Origin of the sequence: Brevundimonas sp. (genome assembly GCF_036659295.1) — a bacterium.
Taxonomy (GTDB): domain Bacteria; phylum Pseudomonadota; class Alphaproteobacteria; order Caulobacterales; family Caulobacteraceae; genus Brevundimonas.
In genome coordinates this window covers 68,160-88,890 of sequence record NZ_JAVXCU010000003.1, presented here as the reverse complement: position 1 = coordinate 88,890, position 20,731 = coordinate 68,160, and the positions used below count along the sequence as shown (strand labels likewise).

The 20,731-nt window shown below is 62.9% G+C and carries 17 protein-coding genes; 7 read left to right on the top strand and 10 right to left on the bottom strand.

The features are described 5' to 3' along the window. Positions 1-452, bottom strand: a 452-nt coding sequence (locus RSB01_RS01440; protein WP_332624994.1) for a Plug domain-containing protein, incomplete at its 3' end; no start/stop codon positions are given. Between the two features lie 174 nt (positions 453-626). On the opposite strand from RSB01_RS01440, the gene RSB01_RS01435 reads away from it, so the two are divergent. Both RSB01_RS01435 and RSB01_RS01430 read left to right on the top strand, forming a co-directional pair. After that, positions 627-1,421 (top strand): TetR/AcrR family transcriptional regulator, encoded by a 795-nt coding sequence (locus RSB01_RS01435; RefSeq protein WP_332590454.1) that lies wholly within the window; start codon positions 627-629, stop codon positions 1,419-1,421. Between the two features lie 10 nt (positions 1,422-1,431). Beyond that, positions 1,432-2,178, top strand: a complete 747-nt coding sequence (locus tag RSB01_RS01430) for a LytTR family DNA-binding domain-containing protein (protein ID WP_332590455.1) — start codon at positions 1,432-1,434, stop codon at positions 2,176-2,178. 3 nt (positions 2,179-2,181) lie between these two features. Here the strand turns inward: RSB01_RS01430 and corA are convergent, their stop codons facing one another. From corA to RSB01_RS01415, 3 genes are all read right to left on the bottom strand, one after another. Next, on the bottom strand, positions 2,182-3,162 hold the full coding sequence (corA, locus tag RSB01_RS01425; RefSeq protein WP_332590456.1) for a magnesium/cobalt transporter CorA: 981 nt from the start codon (positions 3,160-3,162) through the stop codon (positions 2,182-2,184). A gap of 188 nt (positions 3,163-3,350) precedes the next feature. Continuing rightward, a complete protein-coding gene (locus RSB01_RS01420) occupies positions 3,351-4,814 on the bottom strand; it encodes a carotenoid oxygenase family protein (RefSeq protein ID WP_332590457.1) in 1,464 nt (487 codons plus the stop codon). Positions 4,815-4,827: 13 nt separating this feature from the next. Next, positions 4,828-5,283, bottom strand: coding sequence for a DUF2141 domain-containing protein (locus tag RSB01_RS01415; protein WP_332590458.1), 456 nt, complete (start codon positions 5,281-5,283; stop codon positions 4,828-4,830). A gap of 251 nt (positions 5,284-5,534) precedes the next feature. On the opposite strand from RSB01_RS01415, the gene rpe reads away from it, so the two are divergent. From rpe to RSB01_RS01390, 5 genes are all read left to right on the top strand, one after another. Then, positions 5,535-6,203, top strand: coding sequence for a ribulose-phosphate 3-epimerase (gene rpe / locus RSB01_RS01410; protein WP_332590459.1), 669 nt, complete (start codon positions 5,535-5,537; stop codon positions 6,201-6,203). Continuing rightward, a complete protein-coding gene (locus RSB01_RS01405; protein WP_332619479.1) occupies positions 6,200-7,999 on the top strand; it encodes a heparinase II/III family protein in 1,800 nt (599 codons plus the stop codon). The genes rpe and RSB01_RS01405 overlap by 4 nt, the downstream gene beginning before the upstream one ends. A 3-nt stretch (positions 8,000-8,002) precedes the next feature. Continuing rightward, positions 8,003-8,407 (top strand): hypothetical protein, encoded by a 405-nt coding sequence (locus tag RSB01_RS01400; protein ID WP_332591959.1) that lies wholly within the window; start codon positions 8,003-8,005, stop codon positions 8,405-8,407. A 64-nt stretch (positions 8,408-8,471) separates the two neighbouring features. Further along, a complete protein-coding gene (purH, locus tag RSB01_RS01395; protein ID WP_332591960.1) occupies positions 8,472-10,076 on the top strand; it encodes a bifunctional phosphoribosylaminoimidazolecarboxamide formyltransferase/IMP cyclohydrolase in 1,605 nt (534 codons plus the stop codon). 285 nt (positions 10,077-10,361) lie between these two features. Beyond that, positions 10,362-11,123, top strand: coding sequence for a dienelactone hydrolase (locus tag RSB01_RS01390; protein WP_332619478.1), 762 nt, complete (start codon positions 10,362-10,364; stop codon positions 11,121-11,123). Positions 11,124-11,132: 9 nt separating this feature from the next. Here RSB01_RS01390 and RSB01_RS01385 read toward each other — a convergent pair whose 3' ends face one another. The 6 genes from RSB01_RS01385 to mutS all read right to left on the bottom strand — a co-directional run bounded on the left by RSB01_RS01385 (position 11,133) and on the right by mutS (position 20,671). Beyond that, positions 11,133-11,597: an OsmC family protein gene (locus RSB01_RS01385; protein ID WP_332589735.1), complete on the bottom strand. Its 465-nt coding sequence runs from the start codon at positions 11,595-11,597 to the stop codon at positions 11,133-11,135. Positions 11,598-11,641: 44 nt separating this feature from the next. After that, positions 11,642-12,325, bottom strand: a complete 684-nt coding sequence (locus RSB01_RS01380; protein ID WP_332589736.1) for a GNAT family N-acetyltransferase — start codon at positions 12,323-12,325, stop codon at positions 11,642-11,644. A 4-nt stretch (positions 12,326-12,329) separates the two neighbouring features. Then, a complete protein-coding gene (gene trpS, locus RSB01_RS01375) occupies positions 12,330-13,367 on the bottom strand; it encodes a tryptophan--tRNA ligase (RefSeq protein ID WP_332589737.1) in 1,038 nt (345 codons plus the stop codon). Between the two features lie 189 nt (positions 13,368-13,556). Next, the gene (murJ, locus tag RSB01_RS01370; RefSeq protein ID WP_332589738.1) at positions 13,557-15,287 is read right to left on the bottom strand and encodes a murein biosynthesis integral membrane protein MurJ; all 1,731 of its coding nucleotides are present in this window, start codon (positions 15,285-15,287) and stop codon (positions 13,557-13,559) included. Positions 15,288-15,311: 24 nt separating this feature from the next. Beyond that, positions 15,312-17,978, bottom strand: a complete 2,667-nt coding sequence (gene glnD, locus RSB01_RS01365) for a [protein-PII] uridylyltransferase (protein ID WP_332589739.1) — start codon at positions 17,976-17,978, stop codon at positions 15,312-15,314. Next, positions 17,978-20,671, bottom strand: coding sequence for a DNA mismatch repair protein MutS (mutS, locus tag RSB01_RS01360; RefSeq protein ID WP_332589740.1), 2,694 nt, complete (start codon positions 20,669-20,671; stop codon positions 17,978-17,980). Before mutS ends, glnD begins: the two co-directional genes overlap by 1 nt. Positions 20,672-20,731 lie beyond the last annotated feature (60 nt).

Below are 20,731 nucleotides of genomic sequence, written 5' to 3'. Positions count from 1 at the left end.
CCGTACAGTGTGCCTTGCGGGCCGCGCAGGATTTCAACGCGCTCCAGATCCAGCAGATCGAACTGGGTGCCGCGAATGCGCGAATAATAGACATCGTCCACATAGACGCCGACGGCCGGATCAAAGGTCTGCAAGCTGTCCGGCTGGCCTACGCCACGGATGTAGATATTGGTCGAGTTGGACGAGCCGCGGCCCTGAACAAGGTTCAGGTTCGGGACGGCACCTTGCAGATCCGTGACCTGCTGCGCGCCGGTACGCTCCAGGGTTTCACCCGAAAAAGCCGTCAGGGCCAGCGGGGTTTTCTGGGCCGACTCTTCAGTACGGCGCGCCGTTACAATGATGTCCTCGACGGCAACCGCCGCATCTTGTCCCGTGCTCTGGGCCTGGGCTGCCGTAGCCATTGCGCCAAATGCTGCGCCAGCCAACAGGGCGCACTTCATCAGTCGGTTCATATGAATCCCTTTTATTCCAACCCTGGTGACGCTTTTTATTCAGCGTTTAATGATTTTTCTTAGGTGTGGCTGTTATTGCGGACTCTGTCAAACGCCAAGATACAGGTGAAAACAGCGTTAGCCGTGCACTGTGGCACCGTTGCACACCCCCTGCCCTTCATGCGACGACAGCTTATGACCGCCGATACGACCAAGGCCCCCAAGGCCGACATCTCTGCCCCCGCCACGACCGAGACAGCCGAAGCCGGCCGCCCGACAGCACCGACGCGCCCGCGCAATGCGGGGGCAACCTCCGAGACAGGCCGTCGCGGTCGTCCGAAGAAAACGGCAAAAGCGTCGGCCAGCGATACTCGCGAAGCCATTCTGAACTCAGCAGAGGGCCTGTTTGCCCAGCACGGTTTTTACGGCGTCACCATCCGCGAGGTCGCCCGCGAAGCCGGTGTTGATACGGCGCTGGTCCACTATTATTTCGGCTCGAAAAAGGATCTGTTCGACGCCGTGTTCAACCGCCGCGCCGAGGTCTGGAACAATGACCGCGTCGCCGCCATTGACCGCTATGCCGAGGCCCAAGGCGATGCCATGACACTGGAGGGCCTGTTCGAAGCCTTCCTGCGCCCGCCGTTCCAATGGTCCCTCAAGGGTGGTCCCGGCTGGAAACATTATGCGGCTCTGGTGGCTCAGACCAATGCCAATCCGGCCTTTGGCGGCGAGACCATGGCCCGCTATTTCGATCCGGCGATCCGTCGCCTGCTGGAACTGGTCAAACGCATCATGCCGCAGGCCAGCGAAGCGGACCTCTACTGGGCCTATCACAACCTGTCCGGCGCCCTGACCCTGACACTGGGCGAAACAGGTCGCCTTGACCGCCTGTCGGGCGGACTGTGCCTGTCGGGCGATCTGGATGCCGCCTGCGATCACATGGTCAAGTTCGCCGCCGCCGGTTTCCGTGCCGTCTGCCAGAAGGGTTGAGGCAACAAACATGGCCTCGCTATTGGAGCGTCCCTGGGCTCGCGGTCTTGCCATCGGCATTGTCGCGGGCAGTTTTCTGGCCTTTAGCGGCGCGTTCGGCTCGATCAGCGCACCCTTGTGGTGGCGGCTGCTCTACTGGATTCCGCTGATCATAGCGGGCGGTTTCTGGAGCCATATCTGTAGCCGCATCGTCGAGCGGTTTATCGACACCGACGCCAGACCATGGACAGGCATAGCCGCCCTGTCCCTGCTGATGTCGGTGCCGGTCACAGTCATGGTTTGGGCCGCAACGGCTCTGATCTTCCAGCAGCGCATTCCAAATCTGCACGCCCTGCTCGACTATTTCCTGCCGGTCCTCGCCGTGGTCCTGCCACTGTGCGCCATCAATGTATTTCTGGAGCGCCGACAACCGCTCGAAACCCATGCCGCCCCGTCACAGGCCCCCGCACGTTTTCTGCAAAGACTACCGGTCAAGCTGAAAGGGAGCCGCCTGTTCGCCGTCCAGTCCGAGGACCATTATCTGCGCCTTTATACCGATAAGGGCTCGGACCTGATCCTGATGCGCCTATCCGATGCACTGGACGAACTGGACGGACTTGAGGGGGCGCAGACCCACCGCAGTTGGTGGGTGGCCAAGGATGCCGTCGCCGATGTGTCTCGCGGCGACGGACGCGCCAGCCTGACCTTGTCGGACGGCACCACGGCCCCCGTCAGCCGCCGCTATGCCCGCGCCCTTCGCGAAGCGGGCTGGTGGTAGGGCCTACAGCCAGCGTTTCTTGCGGAAATAAAGATAGGGCAAGGCCGCCGACAGGATCATCGCGCCCACCGCCAGCGGATAGCCATACTGCCATTTCAACTCCGGCATGAACTCGAAATTCATGCCGTAGATTGACGCGATCAAGGTGGGCGGCAGCAGGGCCACCGACGCCACCGAGAAGATTTTGATAATCTGGTTCTGCTCCAGATTGATCAGGCCCAGCGTCGCATCCATCAGGAAGGTGACCTTGGCCGACATTGACACGCTCAACTCGCCAAGACCGGCGGCATCGCGCTGAACCAGCCGCACCATCTGGCGCGCCTCGCGGTCGGCCTTACCGCCTGCCTTCACGCCCGATGCTGCCGAGTGGTAGGACAACAGCCTTTGCAGGTTGGACAGGCTTTCGCGGATCAGGGCCAGAAAATCACCCGCGCGCCCGATGTCCTGTATCACCAGTTGCAGGTTGTGGCTTTCCATCGCCTTGGGATCGCGCTTGCGGAAAATCAGGCGTGAAATCGTATCCAGCTCTACGCCCTTGGCTTCCAGCGCGTCGGCATAGCGGTCCACCACCGCCTCGATCAGCCCCATAAAGATGGCCTCGCCACTGGCCAGTTTTTCACTGGGCTTGCTCATGGCGCGGGTCACAAACAGCCGGAACGAACGCGGCTGGCCATAACGGACCGTCACCAGACGCCCGCCCTTCAGTATGAAGGTCACAGGCATTTTGACGGGATCGGGTGTTTCCAGATCGGTCACCACCGCCGCAATCATGAAGACGGCCCCGTTCTCGGCATAGAAACGGGCGGACGGTTCAACATCATCCATGTCGTCGCGGCTGGGGATTTCGATGCCGGTCATGGCTTCCAGCGCCGCCACCTCGGCAGGGGTCGGCGAAACCAGATCAATCCAGCAGGAGGTGTTGTGGGCGGCAGCTTCGTCAAGGCGCACGAGGCGGTCAGCACGCCATTCATAGACGTTCAGCATAAGGCTTCCTTTCACGAGATACCCCGTGATCGAAAGCCGGGATATCTCAGAGTTTAGAAGAAAATGAAGACAGACTTCGGTCTTCGGGGTTCATCTGAGAGTTTCCAAAAAGACGCCGCCTTGAAGCAGGTATCGGAGCGGCAGGGCCGGTCTTGGACCGCCCCACCACAAAGGTCAACCTGCGCACCTTAGACCCAGTTGCCATGGAAGGCAGCGGGCAGAGCCACGTCGGAGCGCCATGTGCAGACCGGCCCGTCCCCGATATGGGCCATGTCCAGAAGATGCAGTTCGCTGACCCCTTTTTCCAGATTGATGGTCGGTCCGATCAGCCAGCCATCGGCCTCTGCGGTTTTGCCCGCCTTGGGCACATAGACCATCTCGTCCACCACATGGTTTTCGCCAAAATCGAAGCTGCGCGTGCGCCCCGATGACCAGTCGGTCACGCCGATCGCTGTGGCCAGCGGACGACCGGCCCGCTCGCCCGTCGTGTGGATGCTGAAACGACGCGCCAGCCCCGCACGGCGCGGGTCGCTGCGCGGGAACTCGCCAACAACGCCGGTGCGCTCCAGACGTCCGCGACCATCGCTGCCCAGCACCACCATCGCCATCTCGGCCGGTTCGTGATGCAGGGGCACGCCGTTCAGAACCTCCTGGGCACCTTGGGCGGCAAACATCATGTCTTTGTGGGCCGCGACATCGAAACGGATCGTTCCGTCCGCCTCTTCCCAGGCATCGCCGACATGGAAGAAACCAAAGGCCGGTATCTCGAATACGCGCTGCTTGGTCAGGTCATCCTTATCGATCACCAGCACCTTGCCGCCCTGATCCGGCAACCACTGAAAAGCTTGCGAAAGCGGCAGGGTATTGCGGGTCTGCACCCACGGTTGCAGCAAGATCACCAGATGGCGGGTGGTAGCTGTAAAGTCATGCACATAGCTGGCCATCGGCATGTCGATCATACCGGTGTCGCGCAACTGGCCGTCCGCCGCCAGATGCCAGACAATCGCCTTGCCGCGCGCCACGCCAAGGTTCCAGATGGTGCCATCCGGCTCGATACGCGGATGGGCTAAAAACGGCATAGCCTTCAGGTCGGGACGAAGCGTGACAAAGCCTTTTGTCTCCAGCGTCACGGCGTCCATTTCCAGAGGCGATCCGGCCTCCCATAAGGCCCACAGCTTGTCGCCGACCTTGTGTACCGAAGTATTGGCAGGGCTGGCATCATCGGCAGAGCCAATACGGGCGCGCGGATCGGGCAAGGTGCCAAAGCCGGGCATCAGCATAGCCCCCGCCGCTTCTTCCTGACGGCGTTTGGGCGTGTTGGCAAAGCGGGCCGTCAGATCAACCTGACCCTCCTCGATATGCCAGCGGCGCACCATACCGTCGCCATCGAACCAGTGCTGGGACGAGCCGCCCGGACGACGAAACTGCGCCGGACCATTGCGGTAAAGCGTACCGTTCAGACCTTGTGGCACACAACCATGTACCAGCTCCAAGCGGCGCGGGGCGATATCGCCCGCGACATCCGCCGTGGCCAGTTCCCAGTTGGAAGCATGCTCCAGCGCGGCCGCAGCGCGCACCACATCCGGCGTCAAAACCGAGGCCGCCGCCATGGCTGCCGAGGTGCCCAAAAATGAACGTCGCGAGATTTGCATGGACCGGTCTCCCCTAGCGCAGGTTCAGCGTCTGGACCGTCTGGCCCGAGACTTCGAAATGCGCGCGGTCCCATTTGGCGGGGCCCATATTGCCGACCGCATTATTGGAAAAGGCATAGGGCTCGACCGGCATACCGAACGGGTTGGTGTCCATCTTGCCGTTACCGTTCACATCGTGGAACGCCTTGATGCCATAGGTGCCGGCCGCAAGTCCCTCGATCACCGCTTGCGACTGGCCCGAAGCGATGTCCAGCTCCACGCCCCGCACAGGTGCACCGCCTTCATAGGCGGCTTCGCTGTCATACAGGACCACCATCACCTTACCGGTGTTGGCCGCTGTCTCGACCCTGACGGTCAGTACGGATGCCGGAGCATCGGCTGGAGCGGTCTGGGCGACAACCGTTTGTGCAGAGGTCGCCGCCACCAGCAAAAGAAGTGCAGGGGCAATATTTCGGATCAGAGTGTTCATGGCTGGGTGCTTTTGAAAGGACGTTGTGGCCTCCATTCGCCATCACCCGTTTTGATCCGCCAGCGCCATTGCGCCTGTTGCCGTCGTCTGTTCGCGAACAACCGCGCTGTGCCATTGGCGAAGCGCCAATAACCACCCGCCAGAACCGCCCTGCAGAACCACCCGGCAGATGTGGCGCGAAGGCCGCTTTGCGCGCCTGTGCGTTTGGGACGCCTTGCTCCTTGGGCCTCAGCGCCGTACACCCAGTTTCCATGACCCAGCGCACCGCTCCCCTGATCTGTCCGTCCATTCTCGCCAGCGACTTTTCCAAACTGGGCGAGGAAATCCGCGCACTGGAAACGGCGGGCGCGGACTGGATCCACGTCGATGTCATGGACGGCCATTTTGTGCCCAACCTGACCATCGGTCCGGATGTGGTAAAGGCGCTGCGCCCTCACACCAGCCTGCCGTTTGACGTGCACCTTATGGTCAGCCCCGTCGACAACTGGCTGGAAGCTTACCGCGCCGCCGGTGCCGACATTATGAGCGTGCACCCCGAAAGCGGCCCGCACGTCCACCGTACGCTGGGCCAGATCCGCAATCTGGGGGCCAAGGCCGGTCTGGTCTTCAACCCCGCCACGCCGCTGTCGGTTCTGGAAGAATGCGTCGAACTGGTCGATCTGGTGCTGATCATGTCGGTGAACCCCGGTTTTGGCGGCCAGAAATTCATCGACAGTTCGCTGCGCAAGATCGAACGCGCCCGCGCCATTCTGGATGCCGCCGACTCCAAGGCCCACCTGCAGGTTGACGGCGGTGTGGTTGCGGCCAATGCCGGTGCCTGTGTCGCGGCCGGTGCCGATGCCCTTGTCGCCGGATCCTATGTGTTCAAGGGTGGTCCCGACGCCTACGCCACCAACATTCAAGCCCTGAAAGCTGCATGAAGCCAATCGGCCCCTTCGCCCCCCGCGATAGCGAAACCCCGTTGACCGAGGGCCATATCCCCGGCCTCAAGGGTGCCCCCGTGCGCACCCCCATGCCCGCACGCGGCATCCAGCACACCTCGCCCGCCATGATGGGCGCGATTGCCAAGGCGTTGGTCTCGCGCCAGTTGTGGATCGAGCTTTACGGCCTGCCGGGCTATGGCCTGACACTGGGTAATGCCAAGGCACAGGACTTTGCCCTCGCCCCCAAAGACTTGCGCCCCGTCCCCAAGGAAGCCCCGCGCCCGCTATTGGGTGGCAAGCTGACCCTGATGGGCCTCAGTCTGGAAACCGACGATCCACGCCGGATCTGGGATCGCCCGACGCCCAATCGCAGCTTTGCTGTGGAACTGCACAGCTTCGACTGGCTGCCGATCATGATGGCCCAGGGCGAGCGCGGCATGCGCGATGCGCTGGACATGACCATGGGCTGGCTGGACAGCTTTGCTGACTGGTCGCCATTTTCGTGGTCGCCCGATATTTTGGCCCGCCGCGTCTATAATCTGGCATGCGCGGCCAAACGCCTGACCCAGCACGCCGAGCCTGCCGATCGCCAAAAACTGGCCAATAGTCTGGCCCGTCAGGCCAAACAGCTTTTGCGCCCGCCGCACACAGCACGCGGCCGCGCCGAGCGCCTGACCGCCGCGGCCGTAGCCGGTTGCGCCTTTGGTGATCCGGTCGGCAGCGCAATTTTACGCAAGGCGCTGAAACGTCTGCCCTCGGCTCTGGAACAGACGGTTCTGGCCGATGGCTCGCATGCCTCGCGTTCGGCCGAACAGGGACTTGAGCTTCTGCTTGACCTGCTGACACTGGACGACGCCCTGTCCCAGCGCAGCCAGCCGACCCCGCCGGAAGTCGCCAGTGCCATTTCGCGCCTGACCATTGCCCTGCGCAGTCAGGTTCTGCCCGATGGTCGCCTGTCGATCTTTCAGGGTGGGGGTCCCTCGACCCGCGAACGTATTGCCGCCGCGCGCGCCCATGACGACACCCCCGCCGCGCCGCCTGCCAGTGTGGTCGGCGGTATTGTGCGCGTCTCCAGCCCGCAGCTGACCCTGTTGCTGGATGTCGAGGCTCCGGCCGCCGGTGCCTGGTCGGTGAGCGCCTGTGGCCAGCCTGCGGCACTGGAACTTCTGTGCGGCAAGGATCGCCTGTTTACCTCGGCAGGATGGACGCCGCGATCTTCGGATCGTCATGCCCTGCGACTATCGGCAGGGGCCTCGACCCTGACACTGGGGGAGCGCCCGATCGGCGAGCCTCTGAGCGGATGGAAGAGCGAGCTTCTGGGGCCGCGCCTCGTTAGCGCCCCTCTGCACATTACCCGCGACCACCAGCAGACCGACAGCGCCATCTGGCTAGAGGTCGAGCATGACGGATGGATGCCGCTTTATGGCCTGATGCACCAGCGCCGTATCTATATCGATCAGGCACAGGACGAAATCCGCGCCGAGGAATGCCTGCTTCCCAAGAGCGGGCATGCAGCCCCCGAACGGATCGCCGCCCCCTATGCTCTGCGCTTCCAACTGGACCCCGAGGTTCAGGCCTCTGTGGCCCGCGACCGTCGCTCTATTCTGCTGCGCGGCAAGTCAGGCAAGGGCTGGTGGTTCCGCAGCGACGGCCCCGATATCGCCGTTGAAACAGCCGTCCATATCGATAACGGCCTGACCCGCCGCTCGCTGCAGATCGTTGTGCGTGGCTCGGCCCGCACCGATGCGGAAACCAAAATCCGCTGGAAACTGGCCGCTGCCAGCGAAGACTGATTTATGCGCCTTTACGGACAGCGCTGGGTCTATCGCATCGGCAACCATACGGTCACGATCGACAATGGCTTCAGCTGGTCCCTCTGGGCTCAGGAGCGGATGCTGGTCAATGATGAGACCACCCACACCACGGATGGATATATGGTGCCATCACGCTCCTATCAGGAAGGATGGCTGACGTCTTTGGGGGATGGCATGCTCCATGTGTCCCTGACCAGCGGCGTGCTCAGCATCTTCTGCGAGGCCCGCATCGACGAAAACCGTCTGCAACCGGATGAATGTTTCGTGACAGTCTGGTCGGGCGCAAAGGGCAGTTGGCCTGATAATTCAAGCTGGAAGCCGATTAAGCCTGCCCATGGCATCCGCGTTATCACCTCCAGACCATGGAAGTCGCCATCCGAGGGGTGACGCCGTCGCATACCGATGCTAGAGGCCGCGCCATCTCCTGCTCCCAGCTGTAACGGACGTCGCCATGCCCGCCGCTCCCGATTTTCCTCCCGCCCCTAACGCGGTTGCGCCTGCGCGCGCCCTGATTTCCCTGTCCGACAAGACCGGACTGGAAGAGGCTGCCCGCACCCTTCACGACCTCGGCGTCGAACTGGTCTCGACCGGTGGCACCAAGGCCGCCATCGCAGGCTTTGGTCTGCCGGTGAAGGATGTGGCGGATCTGACGGGCTTCCCGGAAATGATGGACGGTCGCGTCAAGACCCTGCACCCGATCGTGCACGGCGGCCTGCTGGGCGTTCGCAACGCCCCGACCCACGCTGCGGCCATGAGCGAGCACAATATCGGTGCCATCGATATTGTCTGGATCGACCTGTATCCGTTCGAAAAGACCGTTGAATCGGGTGGTGGCTTTGAAGCCGCTATCGAGAATATCGACATTGGCGGCCCCGCCATGATCCGTTCCGGCTCCAAGAACCACGGCCATGTCGCGGTGGCTGTCGATGCTGAATCCATCAGCATGATCGTCGAAGCCCTGAAAGCCGACGGTTCGACCTCGCTGGACCTTCGCAAGCAACTGGCCGCCCGCGCCTTTGCCCGCACCGCCGCCTATGATGCCGCTGTCTCGGCATGGTTCGCTGGCCAACTGCAAGACATCGCCCCCGCCCGCAAGTCGATCGCTGGCGAACTGGCCCAGACCCTGCGCTATGGCGAAAACCCGCACCAGACCGGCAGCTTCTACCGCACCGGCGAAAAGCGTCCGGGCGTGGCCTATGCCGATCAGGTTCAAGGCAAGGAACTGGGCTATAACAACATCGCCGACGCCGATGCCGCCTATGAGCTAGTGGCCGAGTTTGCCGAACCGGCCTGTGTCATCGTCAAGCACGCCAATCCGTGCGGCGTGGCGGTCGGCAAGGACCTGTCCGAGGCCTATGCCCGCGCTCTGGAATGCGATGCCGTCTCGGCCTTTGGTGGCGTCATCGCCGTCAACCGTCCGCTGAACGAAGCCGACGCTGTCGCCATCACCGGCATCTTCACCGAAGTGGTGATCGCACCGGGTGCCGACGATGCGGCCAAGGCTGTGTTCGCGGCCAAGAAGAACCTGCGCCTGCTGATCACCAACGGTCTGCCTGATCCGCACGCCGAAGGTAATGTGTTCCGCTCGGTGGCCGGTGGTTTCCTCGTCCAGTCGCGCGACAAGTCGAACCTGACCGCAGCCGACCTCAAGGTCGTGACCCAGCGCCAGCCGACGCAAAAAGAAATCGAAGACATGCTCTTCGCCTTCACCGTGGCCAAGCACGTGAAGTCCAACGCCATCGTCTATGCCAAGGACGGCCAGACCGCCGGCATCGGTGCTGGCCAGATGAACCGTCGCGACAGCGCCCGCATCGCCGCCATCCGCGCCAAGGAAGCCGGTGAAGCCAAGGGCTTGGACGTCTCGCTGGCCGAGGGTTCGGCCTGTGCGTCGGAAGCCTTCTTCCCGTTCGCCGACGGCCTGCTGGAAGCGGTTGCCGCCGGTGCGACCTGCGTCATCCAGCCGGGTGGCTCGATGCGCGACGAGGAAGTCATCAAGGCCGCCGACGAAAAGGGCATCGCCATGGTCTTCACGGGCGTCCGCGTCTTCCGTCACTAATAGCTGGCATAGCCAGCTATTAGTTCTCTTTAGGCCTCCCTATCGTGGACGACGCGGTCGTCCACTGCTTGAGGGGCTTACTTTCCCTACCGCAGGTGCCGCGGGCACCTGCTACTTGAGGGAATTATTGCCTAACGCGGCGGGCGCGATCCGCCACTGTTTGAGAACGTTTTCTCCGCTATCGCAGGCGGCAGCGTCGGCGGCAGGGTCGGGTAAAACGACAGGCCAACAGATAAAGGAGCGGCAGGCGACTGTGGCTCCTTTTTCTTTGTCTGGTCTGCCCCTATGTCCAATATCATGGACACGCTTTCCTCCCGTTGGGCCTTGCTCGAACCCCATGTCACCGTCGTCGGTCCCGACGATGATATCGCCCGCCCTGCGGTGTTGTTGTTCCATGGCTGCGGAGGACTGCGGGATCATCTGCCGCGCTATGCCGAGACAGCCAAGGCAGCGGGCTGGCGCTGTTTCATTGTCGATTCCTACGGGCCGCGCGGCTGGACACGTCTGCGCACCCTGCTGACCGTCTGCACCAATCTGGCGTTTCGCGGCATTGACCGTGCCAGCGATGTGGCCGCAGCCTTTTACGGTATTTCCCAACGCCCCGATGTGGATGCCGACAAGATGGTGCTGGCGGGCTGGAGCCATGGCGGCTGGTCCATCATGGAGTTGATGGCACAGGAACCTAAATCCAGTGCGTTAGGGTTAGCCGATCTGGACCAGATTGATCTGTCGAAACTGGCCGGTGTCTGGATGGCCTATGCCTATGTCGGACCGCTGGCCCCCAACCGGCTCAAACCGTGGCAGCACCCGCAACAGGTCTATGCCGTCACCTGTAGCCGCGACCACCTGACCACCGTGCGCAATGCCGAAAAGGTCAATGAGGCCATCCGCGCCAATGGCTCGACAGTGGAGCACTGGGTCGCCGACGGCACCCATGCCTTTGACGAACCGACCAGCAACGGGCCGATGAAACATCATCCGCAAAGAACGCTGGAAGCCCTCGACCGCTTTTCGTCCTTCCTGAAGAACATCGCGGCCAAGGGCTAGGCTCTGCGCTTATTGCGGTTCGACCGTCACAGTCGAACGCACCGAATTGCCAATATAGCAGGCCTCGTGGGCGCGGTGATGCAGGTCCTGGATCTGCGCCGCATCCGGTTGCGTATCACCGGACCAGCTGACCGTCGGGCGCAGCACAATATCGGTGATCGACATCTTGCCGCGTTCGTCCTTGCCCAGCGTGCCTTCGGCGGCATCGCGATAATTATCGACGACAAAGCCATCCTTGCGGGCATAGGCGAGGAAGAACATCATGTGGCAACTGGATACGGCGGCCACCAGCGCCTCTTCGGGATCGACCGCCGTCTCGTCCGACAGAGGCGGCGGGATCATGGCTGAAGGCGTGGACGAGCCGCGCACCACGGCACCGCCGTCAAACGTCCAGTCGTGCGCACGCGAATATTTGTTGTCGCTAAAGGGCTGCTCGCCCCGCTTCCATTCGATGATGGCTGTGTGCTGGCTCATGGCTCTCTCCGGTTCATGCCCCGAACAAAGACTTAAGCAGCCGGTCAGGCTTTGGCCAGCACCCGCATATTGACCCGCGCCCGCTCGGCAAAGCCCAGCGCGTGATAAAGCGCCATGGCACCGGCATTATCGGGATAGGAGTGCAAAAAGGCCTGCTCGCCCCGCGCCAGTATCCGGTCGGTTACCACCTTGATCATGGCACCGGCATAGCCACGGCTGCGGGCCTCGGGATGGACACAGACCCCAGACACCTCGGTAAAGCCGTCCGGCTTCATCCGCTCGCCTGCCATGGCCACCAGACGTCCGTCATGGCGCACGCCGACAAAATCACCCAGACGATGCGTCTTGTCGTAAAACGGTCCCGGCTCGGTCAGGGTCGCCAGTGCCAGCATGTCGGCAGCATCGGCCTCGCCCAGAGGCTCGACCGCAATCCCTGTGCGTGAAAACTGTGCCGGAGCCGTCAGCACCATCTGGGCCAGAACCGCATCCTTCACCACAACCATGCCCTGCGGCACCGCCATATCCTGAGCCTCGACAGTAATCAGCACGCCTTCGGGCATGTCCAGATGCGCCAGATCGGCCAGAGCCTCTATCGTTGGATCGGGGCAAACCGCAAAGGTGGCATAGCCCGCCTCGAAGCGCATGGCAGCACCCGCCCTGACAGCCAAAGCCGCCTGACGGGCACCACACAAGGCGCTCAGGACCGGACGGTCCAGAGGGTGCGACAAGGTCTTAACCCTGCCAGAAGCCGACGATCTTCTTGACCTCGTCGACGACGGGCTGGGCCACTTCGCGCGCCTGTGCCGCGCCCTTGGACAGAACGCGGTCGATCTCGGCTGGATCGTTCATCAGGCGGCGCATTTCGCTGCTGACCGGTGCCATGGTGCTGACCGCCAGTTCCGACAATTTGGGCTTGAATGCCCCGAAGCCCTGACCACCGAACTCGGCCAGAACGGCCTCGCGCGAAACGCCCGACAGTGCCGCATAGATGGCCACAAGGTTCTTGGCCTCGGGGCGACCTTCCAGACCCTCTACCGTTTCCGGCAGGGCATCCATGTCGGACTTGGCCTTCTTGATCTTGTTGGCGATGGTTTCGGCATCGTCGGTCAGATTGATGCGCGACAGGTCCGACGGGTCGGACTTGGACATCTTGGCCGAACCGTCACGCAAGGACATGACGCGCGTGGCCGGACCCTGGATCAGCGGTTCGGGCTGCGGGAAGTAGTTCGGCACGCCAAAGTCGTTATTGAACTTCTGGGCGATGTCGCGGGTCAGTTCCAGATGCTGCTTCTGGTCCTCGCCTACCGGAACGCCGGTCGCCTTGTAGAGCAGGATGTCCGCTGCCTGCAGCACCGGATAGGTGTACAGGCCGACCGACGAGCGCTCTTTGTGCTTGCCCGACTTTTCCTTGAACTGCGTCATGCGGTCCAACCAGCCAAGGCGGGCGACGCAGTTGAAAATCCACGCCAGCTCGGCATGGGCCGGAACCGCCGATTGCGGGAAGATCACCGACTTGGCCGGATCAAGACCGGCCGCCAGATAGGCCGCAGCGATCTCGCGCGTCTGGGCGGTCAGCTTGGCCGGATCCTGCCACACGGTGATGGCGTGCATATCGGCGACGAAGACATAGCAGGGGTCGCCGTCATTCTGCATTTCAACGAAACGCTTCAGCGCACCCAGATAGTTGCCAAGGTGCAGGGCACCCGAGGCCTGGATACCGGACAGGATGCGGCGAGGGCCAGTATAGGGGGCCGGAGTTTGATCAGTCATGGGAAAGCTCTGGACGAAAATCGTTCGGGAAGATGTGATCGCTGGCCATCAGGCAGCGACAGGCAAGGCAGCAGCGGAACATTTCAGCCGCGCCATCGTCCTGTCAGGCGAGGCAGTCCACAAAACATGGGCACACAGATCATGGACAGTGGCTTATCGCCTCTATGGCGCAAGGGCAACCTTCGCACCTTAACTGCCACGGCGGATCAGACGCTTCACATCGCGCACAGTCACGGCACGGGTCGCAAAGGCCAGCGCCACATAGGCCAGACCGCCAAAGCCCACCACCAGCAGCATGGCCAGTTCCTTGACCCCGCGCTCGGTCCCGATCATGGCCAGCACATTGGCAATCGGCGCCTCGATCCACGGACGCGCCCAGCTGCACACAGCCACAAACACGCCCATGCCGACACTGGCCAGCAGGATACGGCTGAGGCGCGACATGGAGTTCTTGCTGGGGCGATAATAGTCGGTGCGCCATAGATTGGCAGCCAGCAGCAGGGCATTGACCCATGCCGAGGCACTGACAGCCGCCGCAATACCGGCCACGCCCATGCCCATAAAGAACAGGCCCACCGCCATCACCGCATTGACCGCCACCGAGACCAGCGCATAGCGCATCGGCGTGCGGCTGTCGGAACGGGCATAGAAGGCCGGTGCCAGAATACGGATCAGCACAAAGGCCGGAACGCCCCAACCAAACTGGAACAGGGCGCGGGCCGTATTCTCCGCATCGAAGGCCAGAAACTCGCCGCGCGTGAACAGGCCGTCGATCAGGAACAAGGGCATGCCCATCAGGGCTGCCGCCGCCGGAAGCGTCAGCGCCATCGACAACAGCATGGCCTCGTCCATCGAGCCCTGTTGTTGTTTGTGGTCTCCCGTTGCCACCGCCGCCGACAGGCGCGGCAGCAAGGCAATACCGATGGCCACACCCACCAGTCCCAGCGGCAACTGGTAAAGGCGGTCGGCCGTCGCCAGCCAGGTGCGTCCACCGTTCACAAAGCTGGACAGGTTTCCCGACAAAAAGACGTTGATCTGGGTCGCCGAGTTACCGATGGCCGCCGGAATAGCCGTAATAATGATGGCCTTCACCGCAGGGGTCATGCGCGGAATGCGGATGCGAATATTGGCACCCGCCTTACGCACCGCCCACCAGCACAGACCCGCCTGCGCCACACCCGCCACCAGCACCGACCAACTGGCCATGGTGGCCGAAGCCACAGGCCCGCCCTTCACCGGCAGGATCATCAGCAACATGATGACGTTCAACAGGATCGGGTAGGCCCCCGACACCAAGAACCGTCCGCGTGCATTCAGCACACCGCTGAGCAAGGCCGCCACGGCCATACACGGCAGATAGGGCATGGTGATCTGGGTCAGCACCACGGCCAGCTTGAAACGCTCCGGATCATCGAGGAAGCCGACATTGATGACGGTCATCAGCCACGGCATGGCCAGTTGCGCGATCACGGTCAGGACCAGCGTCGCCGCCACGATCACCGCCATGGCGTCGGTGGCGACCTGATCGGCAGCCTCGGAACCTTCGGTCTTTAGCTTGCGCGAATAGGCTGGCACGAAGGCGGCGGCAAACGCGCCCTCGGCAAAGATGCGACGGAACAGGTTGGGAAAGTTCAGAGCCGTATAATAGGCATCCGCCGCCGGACCCGCCGATGCGCCCAGCGCCGCCGTAATCACCGTATCGCGGGCAAAACCAGCCAGACGGCTGAGCAGGGTCATGCCGCCGAACACCGCCGAAGACTTGGCCACACCGGTGCTTTGCGGGGCCATATCTGCCTGATTTTCTACCGCTGTCTGCGCGGCATCCGCCTCGGGCGACAAGGTTTGCGGCAGGCTTTGGGGCAAGCTGTCAGGTAGGTTTTCTGGCAGGCCTTCTGGCGGGGTATTGTTTTTGTCGTTCACGGACGGCTCCTCGTCCCTTGTCGCTTAGCGCGGCACAGCCGTCTTGGATACGGGGTTGGTGCCGATTACCGACACATCGCGGATACTGGCCCTCACCGGCGTGATGGGGCGCCCCTCCGGTCCCAGCAAGGGCGCATCCAGTGCCTCGACCAGAGCTTGGCGCAAAACCTCCAGAGCCTCGGCATCTGTCGGCTTTTGCCCGTCATTGTCGGTCAGATAAAACGCATCCACAGCCCGCTCGCCAAAACAGGCAATATGGGCCGAGCGCACTGAGAAGTTTTGCTCGGAAAAGATATGCGCCAAGTCCGATAACAGGCCCGAACGGTCCGCGCCCGATACCTCGACAACCACCGCATGCGGGACAAATCCGGTATCGATCCGCACCACCGGTCGCACATCGAAAATGGCGCGCCGCGCACTGACCCGTTGCACCGTATGGGCCGAGCCCCGCGCCCCCTTTAGCGCCGCCCGCTCCAGCGCCCGCGCCAGAATGGACAAACGGCGCGGCTCCAGAAGACCAAAAGGCTCACCCGCAGTGTTCTGGATTTCAAACACTTCGAGCGCCATGCCGTCATCCTGTGTCACCAGATGTGCGCCCACCACATCGGCACCGGCCAGAGCCAGCGTGGCGGTCATATCGGCAAACAGGCCCCGCCGGTCATGGGTGGCCACCACAATCTGCGAGGTCGCTTCCAGCGGCCCTTGAGGCAAGGTGGACTGGATCGCCACACCGGCAAAACGCGCCTTCTCGATCAGGGCCGCATGGTCGGGCAACAGATCATCGCCGCGCACATCACCGCCCCTGAACAGGGCCTCGGCCTTGTCGAACAGGGCGCGCATCAGTTGCCCCTTCCAGCCGTTCCAGACCCCCGGCCCGACGGCGCGGATATCGGCCACCGTCAGCACCATCAGCATCCGCAGACGCTCCAGATCCCCCACCGCCTCGGCAAAGGCCCGCACGGTGTCAGGGTCCGACACATCACGCTTCTGGGCATAGTCGCTCATCAGCAAGTGATTGCGCACCAGCCAGACCACCAGCTCGATCCGGCGCGGATCAATGCCCAGCCGCTCACAGGCACTGCGCGCGGCAATGGCCCCTTCTTCCAGCTGCCCCAGATCGCCGCCCTTGCCGACATCGTGCAGCAACATGGCCAGCATCAAGGCTTCGGGATCGACAATACTATGGATGACCGCAGAGGATGCCGGATGGTCGTGTTCCAGCGTGCCCTTCTTGATGTCGTCGATAATGCCGACGGCCTGAAGCGTGTGCTCGTCCACCGTATAGGCGTGATACATGTTGAACTGGGTCTGGCCGACGATGCGGCCCCATTCCGGCAGGAAGCGTCCCAGCAATCCCGTCTCGTTCATCAGCGACAACACCCGATAGGGGCGACGGCTATGGGCCAGAAGATGCAGCAAAAGTTCGCTGGCCCTCGGATCGCGCCGCACCGCCGGTGTCACCAGCGACAAGGACCGGATCACCGCCGCAACGGCATCGGGATGCAGATCGATATCCAGCCTGTCCGCCTCGACGAACAACATCAGCAGGCGTACCGGGTCACGGGCAAACACATTGGCACTGCTGACACTCAGACGGCCCTGTTCGACCACCAGTCCGTCAAAAGCCAGCTTGACCCGCTTGCGCTGGAACAGGCGCGACAGGCCGCGTGAAAGCCCCTCGGATTTCTTCTGCTGGCGGGCTTCCAGTTGGGCGGACACCGCGCGGGTCAGCGCCCCGACCCTACCGGCGACAAGGAAGTAACGGCGCATAAACCGCTCGACCGCCAGTTCGTCACCACGGCCACGCCACCCCATGCGGCGGGCAATCTCTGGCTGGAAATCAAAGGTCAGTTTTTCCTCGGCGCGCCCTGCGACCAGATGCAGATGGATACGCACCTGCCACAAAAAACCGATGGCTTCGCGGAAGCTGCGCATCTCGCCCGCGCCCAGTAATCCTTCCAGCGCCTTCTTGCCGCGCGCACTGTCAGGGTCCACCGACAGGGCAATCCAGAACAGGGTGTTCAGATCGCGTAATCCGCCCTTGCCGTCCTTGACGTTGGGCTCCACGCGGTTGCGCACTCCGCCGGTCTTGCTGATGCGGACATCGCGTTCCGACATCTTGGCCGCGATAAACGGGGTCGGATCGGCCTCGCGTATCCGCGTGCGAAACCGCTTTAGCAAGTCCTCGCCCAGTCTGGCATCACCAACCAGGAACCGCGCTTCCAGCAGCGTGGTCCGCACCGTCATATCGCTTTTGGCCAGGTCCAGCGTCTCGCGCAGGGACCGGAAACTGGAACCAACCTTCAGCCCCAAGTCCCACAGCACATAATGGATGAACTCGCTGACCTTGGCCGCGCGTTCGGACACCTGAGGCACGGGGCGCAGCACCAGCAGATCAAGGTCGGAGAACGGAGCCAAGACCCCGCGCCCGTAACCCCCCACCGCCATCAAACACAGACGGTCGCTCGCATCCGGATAAAGCACCTCGGTCGCAAAACGCCACAGATTGACCAGCAAATCATCGGCGACCTCGGCGTAAAGACGCGCCACCTCGGCACCCTCGCCGCCGGATTCCAGACGCCGTCGTGCCCGTTCGCGCCCCGCCTCATAGGCTTCGCGTAAGTGGGTTGTCACCGCCCCGCGCACATCGTCAGCCGATGCGGCTTCCAACAGGCGCGGGTCCAGAGACATTACTGCGCCAACCCCTTCAAACGATAAAGCGCCTCCAGCGCCTCGCGCGGGGTCAGGTCGTCGGGATTGATATCCTTTATCGCCAGATCAAGCGGCGACGGCCCTGTCGGTTCCGGCGCGGGCTGGACAGACGCAAACAGAGGCAGGTCGCCCAGATTGCTGGAAGAGGTCTTTTCCTTTTCCAGCTTTTCCAGCACCGACTTGGCGCGCGCCACCACCTTGGGCGGCACACCGGCCAGACGCGCCACCTGCACACCGTAAGAACGGTCAGCGGCCCCTGTGATGGCTTCGTGCAGGAAGACCAGTTCGCTATTCCATTCCTTGGCGGCCATCGACAGGTTGGAGACGTAGTCCAGCCTTTCCTCAAGCTGGGCCAGTTCGTGATAGTGGGTGGCAAACAAGGTGCGCGCGCGGTTGTTGTCGTGCAGCGCCTCTGCCGTGGCCCAAGCAATCGCCAGACCGTCATAGGTAGCGGTGCCGCGTCCGATCTCGTCCAGCACCACAAAGCTGCGCGGCGTGGCCTGTGTCAGGATGGCGGCGGTTTCCACCATCTCCATCATGAAGGTCGAGCGGCCACGGGCCAGATCGTCGCCTGCCCCCACGCGGCTGAACAGACGGTCCACCACCCCCAACTGCATGGAGCGGGCAGGCACAAAGGCACCGGCCTGTGCAAGGATCACCAGCAGGGCATTCTGGCGCAGGAAGGTCGATTTACCCGCCATGTTGGGGCCGGTGACAATCGACAGACGGCTGCCCGATGCGCCATCGCCCGACAGGCGACAATCATTGGGCGTATAGGGTTGGCCTTGCGCCTTTACCGCCGCCTCGACGACCGGATGGCGGCCGCCTTCGATAGCAAAGCTCAGGCTGTCATCTACCCTCGGGCGTACCGCGCCAACTTCCTCGGCCCATTCGGCCAGACCGGCATGGGCGTCCAGTTCGGCAATGGCCACGGCCACCGCCTGAAGCAGGGGCGCAAGACGCGCCACTTCACGGCGCCAGCCTTCAAAGGTTTCAGTCTCGATGGCGAGGGCACGATGGCCCGCCTGACTGATCTTGGCATCCAGTTCCGACAGCTCGACCGTGGTGAAACGTACCTGATTGGCGAGGGTCTGGCGATGGATAAACGGACTGTCGGGCCCGGCCCGCATGAGCGGTTCGGCAGCCTTGGCCGTCGCTTCCAAGAAATAGCCCAGCACGGCATTGTGGCGCACCTTGAAGGCCACGCCGCTGTCGTTAACGGCGCGGGTTTCAAGATCGGCAATCACGCGGCGGCTGTCATCGCGAAGGGCGCGCGCGGCATCCAGTTCAGGGCGATGTCCGGCCTCTACAAATCCACCATCGCGCACCAGATGCGACGGCTCTTCGGTCAGACCTTCTTTCAGTTCGGCCAGCAGGTTCGACAGTTCGCCATCCAGCGTCAGTCGATCCAGCCCCGAGGCAATCCGCTCCGGCGGCCACGCCAGCGGATCACGCAGAGACGTGGCAAACAGTGCGCCCAGACCTTCGGCCGTGATCAGGCCCGAACGGATTGCCGCCAGATCGCGCGGGCCACCTCGGCCCAGCGCCAGACGCGAGGTCGCCCGCGCCACATCGGCAGACGCGCGCAGCAGGTCACGCAGATCACGGCGCAGGGGGCGGTTCTCGACCATCCATGCCACGGCATCCAGATCGGCATTGATACGCGCCGGATCGCACATCGGACGCGAAATCCGCTCGGCCAGCGATCGCGCCCCGCCCGACGTCACCGTGCGGTCAATGGCATGCAGCAAGGAGCCGTCGCGCTCGCCACGCTGGGTGCGGTCGATTTCAAGACTGTTGCGGGTCGAAGGGTCAATCGCCAGATGGCCGACATCGCCCGATCGGCGCGGTGCGGCCAGAGCGGGTATCTTGCCGGCTTGCGTGGTTTCCAGATAGGCGGCGATCAGACCAAGGGCCGAAACCTCGGCCTCTTCAAACGCGCCAAAACCATCCAGAGCCGCAACCCCATAAAGGCGCTGTACGCGGTCACGCGCACCATTAGGCTCGGCCAAGGCTTGCGGCATGGCCTGAACCACACCGCCTGAGCCGTCCAGCGCCGACTTCATGTCGCTGTCGCTGAACAAACGGTCCGGCACCAGAACTTCCGACGGGCGGAACGCCGCCAGTACCGAACCCAGATCGCCCACATCGCAGGCCACCGAATCCACCACACCGGCCGACAGCTCCACCACCGCCACGGCGGCGCGGCCCTTGCGGATCACCACGGCGGCCAGACGATTGGCCCCGCGCGCATCCAGCAGATTGTCCTCGGTCAGGGTTCCGGGCGTCACCACCCGCACCACATCACGGCGCACCACCGATTTGGAGCCGCGCTTCTTGGCTTCGGACGGGTCTTCCATCTGTTCGCACACGGCGACCTTGAAGCCGTGGCGGATCAGACGGGCCAGATAGCCGTCCATCGCATGAGCCGGAACACCGGCCATCGGAATATCTTCGCCGCGATGCTTGCCGCGCTTGGTCAGAGCAATGCCCAGCGCCGCCGCCGCCTGTGCCGCATCGTCAAAAAACAGCTCGTAGAAATCGCCCATGCGGAAGAACAGCATGGCATCGGGATGCGCCGCCTTGGCCGTCAGGAATTGCGCCATAACCGGCGTGGTTGCGGCATCGGGCGTCAAATCGATTTTAGGCGGGTGGGCAAGGGGCGCGTTCATGTCCCGACAAGGTGGCGGATCAGGTGCCTTACCTCAAGCCTAGTGCACCATCAGTCCCCA

Excerpts from the sequence above, each read along its gene's own strand:
- RSB01_RS01430 (WP_332590455.1), top strand. The coding sequence starts at position 1,432 with ATGGCCTCGCTATTGGAGCGTCCCTGGGCTCGCGGTCTTGCCATCGGC.
- RSB01_RS01405 (WP_332619479.1), top strand. The coding sequence starts at position 6,200 with ATGAAGCCAATCGGCCCCTTCGCCCCCCGCGATAGCGAAACCCCGTTG.
- RSB01_RS01385 (WP_332589735.1), bottom strand. The coding sequence starts at position 11,597 with ATGAGCCAGCACACAGCCATCATCGAATGGAAGCGGGGCGAGCAGCCC.
- rpe (WP_332590459.1), top strand. The coding sequence starts at position 5,535 with ATGACCCAGCGCACCGCTCCCCTGATCTGTCCGTCCATTCTCGCCAGC.
- purH (WP_332591960.1), top strand. The coding sequence starts at position 8,472 with ATGCCCGCCGCTCCCGATTTTCCTCCCGCCCCTAACGCGGTTGCGCCT.
- RSB01_RS01420 (WP_332590457.1), bottom strand. The coding sequence starts at position 4,814 with ATGCAAATCTCGCGACGTTCATTTTTGGGCACCTCGGCAGCCATGGCG.
- RSB01_RS01435 (WP_332590454.1), top strand. The coding sequence starts at position 627 with ATGACCGCCGATACGACCAAGGCCCCCAAGGCCGACATCTCTGCCCCC.
- corA (WP_332590456.1), bottom strand. The coding sequence starts at position 3,162 with ATGCTGAACGTCTATGAATGGCGTGCTGACCGCCTCGTGCGCCTTGAC.
- RSB01_RS01390 (WP_332619478.1), top strand. The coding sequence starts at position 10,362 with ATGTCCAATATCATGGACACGCTTTCCTCCCGTTGGGCCTTGCTCGAA.
- glnD (WP_332589739.1), bottom strand. The coding sequence starts at position 17,978 with ATGTCTCTGGACCCGCGCCTGTTGGAAGCCGCATCGGCTGACGATGTG.
- trpS (WP_332589737.1), bottom strand. The coding sequence starts at position 13,367 with ATGACTGATCAAACTCCGGCCCCCTATACTGGCCCTCGCCGCATCCTG.
- RSB01_RS01400 (WP_332591959.1), top strand. The coding sequence starts at position 8,003 with ATGCGCCTTTACGGACAGCGCTGGGTCTATCGCATCGGCAACCATACG.
- RSB01_RS01415 (WP_332590458.1), bottom strand. The coding sequence starts at position 5,283 with ATGAACACTCTGATCCGAAATATTGCCCCTGCACTTCTTTTGCTGGTG.
- mutS (WP_332589740.1), bottom strand. The coding sequence starts at position 20,671 with ATGAACGCGCCCCTTGCCCACCCGCCTAAAATCGATTTGACGCCCGAT.